Source organism: Salinirubellus litoreus, from assembly GCF_037335815.1.
Lineage (GTDB): Archaea > Halobacteriota > Halobacteria > Halobacteriales > Haloarculaceae > Salinirubellus > Salinirubellus litoreus.
In genome coordinates this window covers 57,364-70,269 of record NZ_CP147841.1, presented here as the reverse complement: position 1 = coordinate 70,269, position 12,906 = coordinate 57,364, and the positions used below count along the sequence as shown (strand labels likewise).

7 protein-coding genes and 1 tRNA gene are annotated in these 12,906 nt (G+C 58.2%); 6 read left to right on the top strand and 2 right to left on the bottom strand.

Annotated elements, in window-relative coordinates; all coding sequences use genetic code 11:
* Positions 1–46: 46 nt before the first annotated feature.
* The 5 genes from WDJ58_RS00335 (at position 47) to WDJ58_RS00315 (ending at position 7,668) form a co-directional block, all read left to right on the top strand.
* A complete protein-coding gene (locus tag WDJ58_RS00335) occupies positions 47–1,852 on the top strand; it encodes an SLC13 family permease (protein ID WP_338917896.1) in 1,806 nt (601 codons plus the stop codon).
* A 53-nt stretch (positions 1,853–1,905) separates the two neighbouring features.
* A tRNA-Pro gene (locus WDJ58_RS00330) sits at positions 1,906–1,978 on the top strand.
* Between the two features lie 183 nt (positions 1,979–2,161).
* Positions 2,162–5,542, top strand: coding sequence for a hypothetical protein (locus tag WDJ58_RS00325; protein ID WP_338915631.1), 3,381 nt, complete (start codon positions 2,162–2,164; stop codon positions 5,540–5,542).
* Positions 5,543–5,646: 104 nt separating this feature from the next.
* Positions 5,647–6,774 carry a hypothetical protein gene (locus WDJ58_RS00320; protein ID WP_338915630.1) on the top strand — a complete coding sequence of 376 codons (1,128 nt, stop codon included), beginning with the start codon at positions 5,647–5,649 and terminating at the stop codon, positions 6,772–6,774.
* Positions 6,775–7,017: 243 nt separating this feature from the next.
* Positions 7,018–7,668 (top strand): recombinase family protein, encoded by a 651-nt coding sequence (locus WDJ58_RS00315; protein ID WP_338915629.1) that lies wholly within the window; start codon positions 7,018–7,020, stop codon positions 7,666–7,668.
* Positions 7,669–7,794: 126 nt separating this feature from the next.
* Here the strand turns inward: WDJ58_RS00315 and WDJ58_RS00310 are convergent, their stop codons facing one another.
* A complete protein-coding gene (locus tag WDJ58_RS00310; protein ID WP_338915628.1) occupies positions 7,795–9,504 on the bottom strand; it encodes a DUF2254 family protein in 1,710 nt (569 codons plus the stop codon).
* Positions 9,505–10,690: 1,186 nt separating this feature from the next.
* On the opposite strand from WDJ58_RS00310, the gene WDJ58_RS00305 reads away from it, so the two are divergent.
* Entirely contained in the window at positions 10,691–11,800 is a 1,110-nt protein-coding gene (locus WDJ58_RS00305; protein WP_338915627.1) for a tyrosine-type recombinase/integrase, read from the top strand.
* 305 nt (positions 11,801–12,105) lie between these two features.
* On the opposite strand, the gene WDJ58_RS00300 is transcribed toward WDJ58_RS00305, so the two are convergent.
* On the bottom strand, positions 12,106–12,843 hold the full coding sequence (locus WDJ58_RS00300) for a hypothetical protein (protein ID WP_338915625.1): 738 nt from the start codon (positions 12,841–12,843) through the stop codon (positions 12,106–12,108).
* Positions 12,844–12,906: the final 63 nt, after the last annotated feature.

Below are 12,906 nucleotides of genomic sequence, written 5' to 3'. Positions count from 1 at the left end.
CTCCAGGAGTCCCTCCGACGTGGCACTCCCACCAGTGACGCCCGGGATGCTGGTCGTCTTCGGCATCATCCTCGTCGCGCTGGTGCTGTTCGCGCTCGAACCCGTCCCTATCGACATCACGGCCATCGGGATCATGGTCGCGCTGATGATCCTCGGGTCGTCCGGCCCGGTGAACTTCACCGGGATCTCCGCGGCGGAGGGTACCTCGGGGTTCGCCTCCTCGGCGACGCTGACGGTGCTCGCGATGTTCGTTCTCTCGGCGGGCGTCCAGCGGACCGGCATCATCCAGATACTCGGGCGACGCATCGCCCGGTTCACCCGTGACTCGCTCTCCCGTCAGCTCGGGGCGACCATGACCCTCGTCGGGCCGATTTCGGGGTTCATCAACAACACCGCGGCGGTCGCCATCCTCCTGCCGATGGTCACGGACCTGGCCCACGAGGGGGGGACCTCGCCCTCCAAACTCCTCATCCCGCTCTCGTACGCCTCGATGTTCGGCGGGATGCTCACGCTCATCGGCACGTCGACGAACATCCTCGCGAGCGACATCGTCGCCAGGCCGCAGTACCTGGGCCGACCGTTCTCGATGTTCGAGTTCACCGCGCTCGGTCTCGTCGTCAGCGTCGCGGGATTCGTCTACCTGCTGACGGTCGGTCGGTGGCTCCTCCCCGAGCGCATCCGGGCACAGGACGACCTGACCGAGGAGTTCGGGATGGCCGAGTACCTCACCGAGGTGGTCGTCCGCGAGGACTCCCCGCTCGTGGGCGAGACGGTCCAGAGCGGCCTCGAGGAGACCGACTTCGACGTCGACCTCGTTCAGCTCATCCGCGGCAACCAGGTGTTCCTCGAACCGCTCGCCCCGAAGGTGATCCAGGCCGGCGACGTCTTCGCCGTCCGGACCGACCGGGACACCCTGGTCGAACTGCTGGACGTCGAGGGGCTCGACCTCCTGCCCGACGTCACCGTCGACGAGGACGAACTCGAACAGGCCGAGGAGCAGGAGAACCTCGTCGAGGTGGTGATCGCCCCCGGGTCGTTCCTCGCCGGGGAGACGCTCGCGTCGACGAACTTCCGCCAGCGCTACGACGCGACCGTCCTCGCGCTGCGCCGCGGCGGCGACGTCATCCGCCAGCGGATGGACAACCTCCGGCTGCGCGTCGGCGACACGCTGCTCGTCCAGGCGACCGGCGACAGCGTCGACCGGCTGAACACCAACCGGAACTTCATCGTCGCCCAGGAGGTAGAACGCCCGGACTTCCGGCGCTCGAAGGTCCCCCTGGCGGTGGGCATCGTCGCGGGCGTGGTCGGCGTTGCCGCCCTGAACGTCCTCCCCATCGTCGTCTCGGCGCTCGCCGGCGCGGTGCTGATGGTCGTCACCGGCTGTCTCAAACCCGCCGAGGTCTACGACGCCGTCCAGTGGGACATCATCTTCCTGCTGGCGGGGGTCATCCCCCTGGGGATCGCGCTCGAACGCACCGGCGGCGCGGACTTCGTCGCCGAACTGATCGTCGGAACCTCCGGCTCGCTCCCGCTGCTCGGCGTGCTCGGGCTGATGTACCTCGTGACCGCACTCCTCACGAACGTCATCTCGAACAACGCGAGCGTCGTCCTGATGATTCCGGTGGCGTTCGAGACGGCCAGGCAGGTCGGCGGCGACCCGTTCGCGTTCGTCCTCGCGGTGACGTTCGCCGCCAGCACGGCGTTCATGACGCCCGTGGGCTACCAGACCAACCTGTTCGTCTACGGCCCCGGCGGCTACCGCTTCACCGACTACGTGAAAGTGGGAACGCCCCTGCAACTGCTGTTCGCCGTCGTGACGACGCTCGGTATCGCGTTCATCTACGGCGTGTGAGTTCGCGGTGTAAGCGAAACGCTTTGGTTCGTGGTGTGCGTGATACCGGGTACGGGACCGTGGGTTAGCCTGGTATACTTGCGGCCTTGGGTGCCGTTGACCCCGGTTCAAATCCGGGCGGTCCCATCCCCTTAAGTGGGTTTTCGGAAATCCTGCGCCACATAGCCGGGGGTATAATCCCCTCCGGCAGGGGGTGGTTCCGGTGAGTCGGACCGTCGAACTGGAGCCCCCCATCTGCGAGTTCTGCGGCGGCTACATTCGAGAGGACGAGCAGCCCTGTCCAGCCCTCGACGAGGGGAGGTGTTACCCGTGACGGGCGTCGAGTGGAGACGCTTGCTCGACAGCCTCGGCGTCGACGAGCCTGCTGTTGGGCAGGTAGCCGAAGCATACGCCGACGCTACCGACATATCCGTCTCTCAGGCCTACGAGCGCGTGGAGGCGGCGCTCGACGCTGGTGAACTCGTCGGGAAGGACACGGGCGGGATGTTCCCCGGAGTAGCGGCCGCGTCCGAGGAGTCACCCGAAACGCTCGGGGTGGAGGATGGAACTATCGGGTCGAACCCCACCCCTGATCCCCAGAGAACACCCTCGCTGACAACGGAGAGCTTTGCTAGCGCGGATTTCACCGAGGTCGAACCGGATACCTACCCGCCAGCGCTACTCATCCGCGAGCAGTGGATGGGACGACGGGGGAAACTCCCTTTCGCACCATGGAGCAGCCGTAATCACCCCGACGCCGACGAGGAGAAGGACGCCCGGTGGAAGTGGGGACTTGAGGCGAACTACACCGACGGCGAGACCGTCAGACTCGCTGAGGACGATCCCCGACTAGACGGGCGGGTGTTCATCCAGTTAGAATCTGACCCCTTTGCGTTCGTCGACGGCGACGACGTCCGGTGTCCCGAGACCGGTGAGGTACATCCCGAGTTCGTCCGTCTCCTCGAGGCGTTCGGCTTCACCTACGCTGACGTCAGCACGTCCGGGACGGGGGCGCACGCCTACTACCGAGGGGAGCTCCCGAACGGGATGAGTCAAGCGGTGTTCGACATCGATACCGAACCGTGGGGTGCGAACGACACTCCACCGACGATCGAGATCTACGCCGGCAAACACGTGAACGTCGCGACGGGTGATCACGTTGTGGGGACACCGCTCGAGGTGGCCGAGTGGGATGCCGACGCGCTGCGGACCGTCCTCGAGGAGTACGAGGCACTCCGAGCCGAGCCGGAAGTCCACCACGACACCGATCGCGACCGAGAGGACCTCGCCGAGTACGAGCCGACAGTGACGGCTATCGACGAGACTACGGAGGAGATGCGAGACGTACTGAAGGCCGTCGACCACCTCCGGCCGTCGGACCTCCCTCTCCGAGCGAGGAAGGTCGGCGAGGACGGGACCGGGTGGGAGCAGTGGGACCCCTCCAGTTACCGGACCTCGAGTGGAAACGATAGCCTCCATCGGCCAGCGGGCGAGGCGGTGTTCTACGATCACAAGCACGGCGAGGGATTCGGTGTCCTCTCGCTCTTTGCGGCTGAGGAGGGCATTCTCTCGATGCCGTGGGACCGGCTCGTCGGTGACGAGTGGTGGGCAGCTGTCGACGCCGCTCGCGAGGCTGGTGCTCCGATCCCCGAGTACGTCGGGGGGAAAGAGGTGGATGCTGAGCACGTCGCTGTCCTCCCGACTGCTGTTCGAGACCTTACCACGGCTACAAGCGGGTGGGACTGGCGACACGCCGCCCGACAGGGCGACGATGCTCTCACCGTCGAGAGCGCTCGCGAGCGGACTGTGAGGGCGATTGCGAGCGCCTACGAGCGAGGTGACCGGGTGCTCGTTGAGGCGCTTCCGACGATGGGCAAATCCTATGGCGCGATCGAAGCGGCCGCCGACACCGGCAAGCAGGTGACCGTCCTCACGGGCCGAGGGCATAAAGAGCAGTATCAGCAGTTTCGCGACTGGTGCGACGAGCACGGGCTGAGTCACTACACGCTCCCGAGTTTCACCCGCGACTGTCTCACGGCGAACGGTGAGCACGGTGAGGAATGGGCTGACACCGTTCGTGGCTGGTACAACCGAGGGGCAACGCCAAAGGAGATCCACCGAAGCGCCGAGTACGTCCTCGATCGGCCGCTCCCCTGTCAAGAGCATGAAGGACAGCGGTGTCCTTACGCGAGCAAATGGGACTTTCACCCCACTGAGTACGACGTCCTGATCGGCCACTACTCTCACGCGCACAAGCCGAAGGTGACCACCGGGCGGACGGTGGTATTCGACGAGTTCCCCGACGCCTATGAAACGCTCCTTGGCCCAGAACTCCAGGGAGCCGTGTCCTACTGGCTCGAAACGACGGACAACGTCCCATTCGACAGCTACACCGATCTACTGGAGAACCGGGACGACGAGCGCCGACGCGCCGACGCCCTGCTGTGGTTCGACGAGCACGGCGTTGACTCTGAGGAGACGGATGTATTCGACGACGCGAGCGCCCACGCCGCTGCGCCCCTCGCCGTCTTTACGCTCCTTGCGAGCGACGACCTCGAGAATGGGGTTGAGCGTGCCGACCTCGAGGACGCCGGTGTTGGGGTATTCAACCGGGCACGGGGCTCGGTTTCTCTCCTTCGGCCGCCGGCGCTCAAGTACGCGAGTGGGGTTGTTGCTCTCGATGGGACGCCAATAAAACGTATGTGGGAACTTACCCTCGGTGAGCGACTCAATCACCGGCAAGTCCTTCAGGGGGAGGAACGGGCCGAGTATATCCGTGACGCCCTTAATCTGAACCTCGTTCGGACGACGGAGTGGATCAAGCCCTACAACTCAGCCGACCACGTCAACGGTGAGCAGGACGCGGCGCTCCTCGAGGCCATTGCTGAGCAGCACGGCGAGCGGCCGTCGGTAATTACGACTTCAGCGGCCGAGGTCGAATACGATGCAGCCGGGATTCTCGACCTCGTCGAGGAGACGAAACACTACGGGAACGTCCTCGGGAGTAACGAGTTCGACGACACCCGGCTTGGTGCCGTGATTGGGTCGAATCACTACGGCGACGGGTACATCAAGAAGTGGGGGGCCTACGCCGGTGAGCCCGTTGAACGGAATGGCGGGAAAGGGGCGGAGCTCTCATACGGGCCCTTCGGCGACCGAGTACTCACCCATATGCGAGAGCACGATACCCTCCAAGCGGCCATGCGATTCGGTCGGGATGGGAACGGTGCCGTCGTCTATGTTCATACGGATACCCTTCCCGAGTGGGTACCGACCGCCGGTGAAGGACGGGTGCTGAAAGTGTGGAGTGACGGGATGCGCCAGGTCCTCGACGCCGCGAGCGGTCTCACCAGTTGGCGGACGGCGAATATTGTCGATCATCCCCACGTCACTATTGGCGAACGGCAGGTACGTGAGCATCTGAACACGCTGGCCGCCCGCGGATACCTGGCCCGAACAGTTGAGGGGCGTGGTTACGTGTGGCGTGATGATGGTCTACACCGGGTGAGCGACCATGGAGAAGTGGAACTCGGAGTCGTTGAGGATGAGGAGACAGTTGCGGAAGTCTCTCGTATAAGTACCTATACGTGGGACTTCCGGAGCTTTGTCACTAACCCCCGAGATACTATTAGCGAAACATCAGACCATGAGTACGGAGAGCTCATCCATGATACTGATGATATGTTCCCGGGTACTCCACCGCCGTCGTGATCATGCCTCTCTCGGGTTGGGTGCTTCGGTTAGTAGCGCTGGCTCCAAGCTGTATAGCGTTTTGGAAAGATTGAATAACATTCAACTATCATTCATTGAATGATTTGACAAATAAACGCGATCCAAACAACTCCTCGGCCTCTCCTTCGTCGAGTATTCAGTGGACTATTGGCCAACAGTTAGAAACGAAAAGACACCTTGACGAGACTGCCCGCTCCTTTCTAAGGATTGAACTTAGTATTATCGGACTTATTATTACTATCGGATCTATTGCAGTATTTGGTCAAGATCCGGTTTTCGGCTCGTATGCGACTCCGGAACGGGTCGAAGATTTATCAATAAATATCAACAATTCGTTTGGGTTCTTGAACGATATTCAGGCACAAATTATAGCTGAAGGCATTATGGTTGTATTTGTCGTGGCTGTTTTGTTGTCAGTGGTCCATATATTACTACTAGCTCCTTTCTTCCAACTCAGAGTTATCGCGCCAGAAGCGGCCGGTTTCTCTACATCAAGAAATGGAATCAGATATAGATTGCCGAAAAATGGTTCTAACAGCTCGGATGAAAGCATAAAACACTATTCTCAAGTTATTGCATGTAACTTTTCGACATTGGAAGAGCATCGTGAAGATCTGAATAAGTCTTTTCAAGCCCTCCGAAACGGGGTAATATATTTTATAGTTTCCATTGTCATTGCATTCCCGGCGATCGTTCTTGCTAACGCGTTGCTAGCACTGATAGCCTCATTCTTAACGATTATTATAATTTCCTTCATAATATCTGAAAGTGTTAATATATCTAATGTCTATTTGTATATCAAAATATACACGAAAATTGATGCATGCATTTTTCTAACCACGTCTCTGCTTGCAGCTTTCCTCTTGATTCCTCCTGATTTCCTGACTGATCTATACGTGCAAATTATGGTTTTAGTAATCACACTTCTCATCGGAATCACTGGTATCAGCGCGTCATTTCTCGAAAAACATGATCTAAACATTTTCTTAAATAGATCTATTGGTCTAATTTTTATATTAATGCTCGCAACTTTATTTATTGGTTTCATGTCCTTATCGACCGATCTACCTGTCTTTATTCCCCGATTCCTACTCTTCGAAAGCATAGTAATGCTACTCATTAATTCAGTAACAGTTTCAGCAGTACTTCTCCGTGAATTACTCATAGCGATAATTAGTATCACAAAGAATAGAATCACAAAGTCCAACTGATCATATAATATATATTTCACTTACCACATCTTGGAATCTACTTAGTGCCCTCACTGATGGTGTCATTTATGACAGATAAAAATTCTATAATTAGTTGCTTAGAAGGAATCAATTTCCCGACTTAACTGACCGGCGGCGTTATCGGGGTGCTTTTTCCCCAATTATCGTTACAACAAAAACGGATGTTTTCGTACAGCCTGTACGAAACGCTCTAGGTTTAAGAGTCCCTACCCCCGGCACGGAATGATTGCCTGCTACTGCCGCGTCTCGACCGATGATCAAAGCCTTGAGCGACAGATCGACGCGACCACGGAATACGCTCAGACTCGGCTCGGCGCTGCGCTCTCCGACATCGAGGTCTACCGCGACCGGTCAACTGGGACCGACACCGCTCGTCGAGGGTACCGGGAGTTGATGAACAACGTCGACGCCGGCACAATCGACGCAGTCGTGGTCAACAGCGTGTCGCGTATTTCCCGGTCGATCCGAGACCTCGATCGGACCGCAGAGCGCGTCGCGGACGGTAGGGCGGAGCTCCATATCCTCGCGGAGGGACTGACGATGAGGCCGGACGACAACGACCCATATCAGAAGGCGCTCTTTCGGCTGCTGGGCGTGTTCGCCGAACTCGAGGCGGAGATGGTCCAGCAGCGGACTCGGGAGGGCATAGCGGCGCGACAGCGGGAGGAGAACTATCACCACGGCCGGCCGCCGCTCGGCTTTCAGAAGGAGGACGGTCGGCTCCTCGAGGGCGAGAACTATGACCATGTGGTGACCGTCCTCGACATGGTGCAAAAGGAGGAGATAAGCAAGCGACAGGCCGCTCGGGAGCTCGGGACGTCCCGGCCGACGGTCGATCGCGCACTGAAGCGGACGGATCTCTACGGCCTCTAATGAGGAGCATTATAACCTGCTGGAGAACCGAGTGTTCGGATTAACAAGCTTGGTTTCAATTTCCGAGAAAAGGAAACGGATATCACAATAATTTGAATCCATAATCCTTGATATCCTCTCTGCAAATCACTCTTTATTGTCGTCCAGATCATCTATATCAAGGTCCCAAAAACCACCAACGCGTCCTCCCGCGGAGCTATCTACGGCCTCATACACTGATCTCTGATGTTCAAGAAACTCTTGGAACGTCTGATCGGGGTCTCTGATAATCGGCACAGTATAATTAATGCCGCCAGAATCGATCGGATTAGGTCCTCCTGGGTAAGAATCCATCCGTATTCTCGCGTCAATGTCACCATCGAGAATAGAATCAATAGTGTCCACTGTAAAGCCATAATCCTTCATGTATAGGCGGTGGGGATCGACGTCATTCAAGACAACCGGGCCGGTTTCTGACTCAAGATAATCTAAGTAGAGAACTGTACCCATCCATATCCGAGTCAGGGTCTCTAGATCTGATTCGTAAAGCTCTTCGAAACCTTCCACCCATCCGTGGGTCGCGTGCTTCCAGTTGAGAAATGGTCTTTCAGTTTTGATCTCGTACCTTACAGCTGCAGAGGTTAATTCGGTCATCGATTTGTAGCACGCCCAGCTTAGCAAATCGGCTGGGTCAACATCTTCTAATGATCTATAGTGCCATGCAGTAGTCTGGTATTCAGTGAGTTCTTTGTCGGACTGGAGTAGATCCCTCAAATACTTCGGGAATCCATTAATCAACAGGGTAGTGTACCGTTCATCTTGTCGCTGGTCGCCACCACGCTTCATCACTGAAGCAGCAGATCTCCAACCCAATCTCCTAGTTCCGACTGCTGCCGGATACCACAACTCGGCATCAATTGAATCCGAGATTAATCCTCGAGACGTGTCGATAGCGTCCCTCCGGACACGTTCCTCACTTTGTGCAAATCCGAGTAAGTTGACTAGATCGGTTTGGCCTTCAAGAACGTGCTCAAGAGGTCGTTCTACTTCCTCCTCAATCGCTGTTTCACCGATCGACTCTGCTGTATTCGTGACTTCTATCGCGGTTTGGGTCAAGTCTTCATCTACGGCGTCTTCAACAATGTGTGATAGCTGATCCACGCAGACGTTTTCCAGCGATTTGTCTACAGGGGATTCTTCTCTGAAAACCTCCTCTGAGCCTGTTTCCAGTAAGTCGTTGATTCGGTCGGCGAGTATGTCTAATCCGATTTTGGCGCTGACCCGGTCAGATTGCTCTATTGAAGACCGGATGACTGAGATTAGGGTGAGGAAGGGATCTCGGTTAGTCGGATCTTCAGCTGAAGCCTCTGATTCAGAGATAATGTGTTCTGGGGCTAGATTATCGCTTATTTGGTCGAGAATTCCTTCTGGAGTCGTTTTCTCGAGTGTCTCATTGACAAATTCGTACATAGTCCAGAACGAACCAATAGCTAGGAAAAATGCTGTGTGAACGAAAATAGTTAACCGGAAATCCGAAACGAGATCGATGAGGTAGAGGACAGCGACATCAAAGCCGATCGAGATAGCGAATATTCCAACGGCCCATTTGTAGGCTGGATCTGAACTGAACGCGGAGGCAAGCCGTGGTGAGTAACTGGAGGCGGATAATCGAACACCGAGGATGAGGACAGAGAATACAATAGCGAAAATCGCTGCCTGAGCCCTAGCCAAGGTATTTAGAATCGATTCCTCAGTGCCGGAGATTGTGTAACCGAGACAGTAGGCGACTCCGGTTAACCCAATCAGCAGTAGGGCGAGTACGACCCATTTCCGCCAATCATCCTCCAGCCCCACCATTACCTCTTATATCAATAGTGCCTCATGTATTACATTTACCGGTTAGATTTCCTCGCTCTATTTTCCCGCTTGCTGAATATATCCTCTATATACAGCACATCGAATGCAATGAGTCGGATATATGGAACTGATAGAGAAGGCGCAACAGCGGTAATGATCAAATAGGACGTGCGATAACCTCTCGAGGATGTAGCGGGGAATGAGGGTAGCACAAGAGCTTCCTACGCTTCAGGCAAACTCCCGTGACCTACTTGATCCGGTTCCTACTGTTTTTGATACGTAGCTTCCCGTGCTATCTCCTTCCCCCTGTTCCCCGTCTCCTCTGAGACCCTCGCTTCTCCTCATTTTCGATCTGTAACTCTCTTCCTGCTCAAGAAGATATGACAGGTAGATATAAAACAGGAAGTTCCATATAAGTTATATTCTCCCTCCCTATAGAGGGATTCTGTGTCACAAGGCAAGAACCGATACACGACGATCGCTGTACGGCCTGCCCTTCGTGACCGGCTGCGCCGCCTCAAAACGGGCGGACAGTCCTATGGAGAGCTCTTAGAACACATGGTGAGCGACTACGAGACTAACGAATAAGAGCAGGTCATGATAGGTACAACTCGACAGTGATTAGAACTGAACGGCGCGGGGCACCATGCCTAGTAAAGCGCGTGCCCCGATCGCCGAACCAGGGACCACCTGGAGGGGTGAATCCCGTGTCCGAGCGTTGGGCATCTGGGTTCAAAGAGATTTCGGGGCGGTTAGCGCCCCGTCTGTCATACCCTCCTTGGTGGGTCCGGGCTCTCCGGTGCCAATCAAACCGGGTCCCAGAAGCTAGCAATGTCTGCCAGCGTAAACGACGACCCAGAGATCGACAATAAGCCGCATCGAGTCTCCTCGAGCCTCTGTGCCGCTCCGAACTGCTACTCACGCAGGGACGTCCACCGTGTAGAAGGTGCCGACGGGGAGAGTGTGCCGCTCTGTCGGTACCATCGCAAGCATTACCTGAGGGTGTCGTCCTGATGCCCACCCCTGATCCGATCGCGACGATCACCTCGCTCGAAAGCGCGGAATGCGAAGTAGCGACGTGTGACGAATCGGAGCTTATCGCCAGAGTAGAGCCGGATACCGGTAAAGAGTCGAGAACGCTCTGTCCGCGCCATAGGGCGGAGTACCTGCAGGAGGTCTACGACTAATGAGTGAATCATGCACCAATCCAGGGAGCTACCGCATTAGAATCGCACCGACGGCCGACGGTGGGGATCGGATTCCCGACCTCTCTCCGCGAGAGGTCCGCGAATACTGGCTCGACAAACTCCGCGTTTCGATGGCCGAGTCGACGGTCTCGGCCTACCACTATCGGCTTAAGCACTTTATCGAGTGGTGCGAGGCCGAGGGGCTCGACTCGATCCGCGACATCACCGGCTGGGATCTCAAATCCTACGAGGCCTACCGCCGCGCGGAGGGCCTCGAGGTGGTCACTCTCAACAACGAGCTCGGGACGCTCGAGAACTTTTTCGAGTATTGTGCGCGGAGCGATCTCGTCGACGAGAGTCTCCCGGAGAAGGTCGAACCACCGACGGTACCGCCTGAGGCTGACGTCGACGAGACTAAGCTCGACGAGGAGGACGCAAAACGGCTGTTCACCTACTATCAGAACGACCCGCGAGAGCGACACTCGCGAGCCCACGCACTCCTCACACTGACGTGGTTCGGTGGCCCTCCGCGGAACGGGGCGATCCGGGGGCTCGATCTCAGGGACTACCACTCCGACGAGCAGTACCTTGAGTATCATCACCGGCCGAGCGAGGAAACGCCGCTGAAGAACAATTACAAGGGGGAGCGAGCCGTCGCCCTCCCAGCTGAGGCGTGTGCCGTCCTCGATGCTTACATCGAGGAGAACCGCGTCGAGATCCGAGACGACTACGGCCGGCGACCACTCTTCACCGGGCAACGAGGCCGCCCCTCGCTCGGCGGAATCCGGGGGTGGATGTACCTCGCCACCGTTCCCTGTCTCCATTCTGACTGTCCGCACGGAAACGACAGGGAGACGTGCGAGTTCCTCACCTACTCGACGGCCAGTAAGTGCCCGTCCTCTCGGAGCCCACATCAGGTCCGCACCGGCGCGATCACTTGGATGCGGAACCAGGAGATCCCGGCCGACGTCGTCGCCGAGCGGGCGGACACCTCAGTGAGCATGATTGAGAAGCACTACGACAAACCGGAGTACGTTGAGGAGATGGAAAAGCGGCGGCGACCGTACCTTGATCGGCTCGATTTCGACGAGGGGGGTGAGGACCAGTGACCCGAAATCGACTCGGCTTCAATCCGGGCGGTCCCATAGCGGTTCTGCGAGGAACAGCGAGGTTCGAGCAGAGCGAGAACCTCGTGTGAACGGCGACCGTAGGGAGCCGTGAACCGACGTAACGAGCGAACCGCACGGCCGGCCGATTCGAACCCTGCCGTGGAGAGAACGGAGGGAGCGGAACGGCTCCGGTTCAAAATCCGGCCGGTCCCGATGCGAGGAGCGGACGCGAGGAGCAAGCGACTCCCATCCGGGTTCGGTCCGCTCGGGGATCACGAACCGGCCGGCGATGCCAGGGATCGTGGCTAGAGGACGTACTTCTCGGTCGACCCGGTATCGTCACCGGTGTCGGCTGTCACGGTGTAGGACCGGTTGGGCTCGAACTCGATGGTCCGCTCGCCCGGGAGGACGAACCTGATCCCGGTCGAGGCCGACGCGTCCAGTTCTAGTTCCCTCGTCGCGACGACCTCGTCGTCGAATCTGAGCTCGACCCGCCGCATTCCGGGCTCCGTGCCGGTGTTCGTGATACCCACGTCTATCCGATACTCGTCGCCCGCGTTGGTGCTCGAACCGGTCGCGACGTACTCGACGTCGAAGAACGCCTCGTCGTCCTCGACGACCACCTCGATCGGCGGCGCGAGCCGGGCATTCTCGCCGCCGTCCCACGCCTGGACGTAGTAGCTGTCGGGAGCGACGCCACGCTTCGTCAGTACCTCACCGGGGTCCAGCCGGGGCCGACCGGTGAGGAGGTTGCCGCCCCTGGCGTCGAGGTCGCGGACCTGGACGGTCCGACCGCCACCGTTCGTGATGTCGATCCTCCGCCCGCGAACGGCCACTTCGAGGGGCTGGGGACAGTCGATCTCGACCCGCCGTCGAGGACCGATCGGCGTGTTCGTCCCGGGCTCGAACGCCCGGAAGACGGCGACCCCGTTCGGGAGGTGATCCATCGTGTACGTCTCACCGGGTTCGAGGAGGGGTCGACCGGTGAGGGCGTCGATCCCCGCCGAGTCGATGTCCCGGAGTTCGTAGGTGACGTCGCTCACGTTCGTGACCGTGACGCGTGCGGGGCGTGCCGTGTCGCACTCGACAGTGGCGGTGAACGGGAT